Annotated in this window: 1 protein-coding gene; it reads left to right on the forward strand. The window is 51.5% G+C overall.

The genetic code is table 11. The annotated features are described in order from the left end of the window. Window positions 1–169 precede the first annotated feature (169 nt). A complete protein-coding gene (locus tag THS27_RS26400; RefSeq protein WP_085595977.1) occupies window positions 170–616 on the forward strand; it encodes a hypothetical protein in 447 nt (148 codons plus the stop codon). The last annotated feature ends 15 nt before the right edge of the window (window positions 617–631 follow it).

Here is a 631-nt window from a genome sequence, read left to right on the forward strand (position 1 = left end):
GGGTGCTTTAGCATCCCGTTTTTTGTTGTCCGAATGCTGATTTGGTGTGTTTTGAAATTTGCAGCAAATAGTGCGTCGTCGCCAAATAATATTTGGAACCTTTCCAGATGCGGCAGCGTTTTGATCCTAGTGTTTTCATTTACGATCTTGCATTCGGGTATTTGACATTATGGGTACAGATACAGCACCAACTCCCGCCAGATCGCGCGGTATTGCCTATTGGGCCGTTTTGGCACTGGCGGTTGTAATTCTGTGTGCAGGGATGCCAATTTTCGCCGGTGGTGTCTGGCTGATCATGCTGGGTGGATCGGTTTTTTATGCGGCTGCGGGGGCCGGGTTGTTTTTGGCCGGATTTTTCATGATCCGCATGTCAATGATGGGCTTTTGGTTTTACGTGCTGACATTCGCAGGTACCGCCGCCTGGACATTTGCCGATGTCGGTGCCGATTTTCAGGCGTTGTGGCAACGTCTGGCTTTGCCGGGTGTCATCTTGTTGCTGACGATGTTGGTGGTTCCCTGTTTGCTTCGTAAGGGTTTTGCGGCGGCAAGGCCTTCTCATTCCAGCCCGAACGAGGGCACTGCTATGGTATTTCCCTCACGCCATCGCAGCGCCTAGGGTCTGAACCCAATT

The sequence above is a fragment of the Thalassospira sp. MCCC 1A01428 genome, from assembly GCF_002115825.1.
Classification (GTDB): Bacteria; Pseudomonadota; Alphaproteobacteria; order Rhodospirillales; family Thalassospiraceae; genus Thalassospira.

What these genes read in the sequence shown, in the direction of transcription:
- THS27_RS26400 (WP_085595977.1), top strand. Translation starts at nt 170, where the DNA reads ATGGGTACAGATACAGCACCAACTCCCGCCAGATCGCGCGGTATTGCC.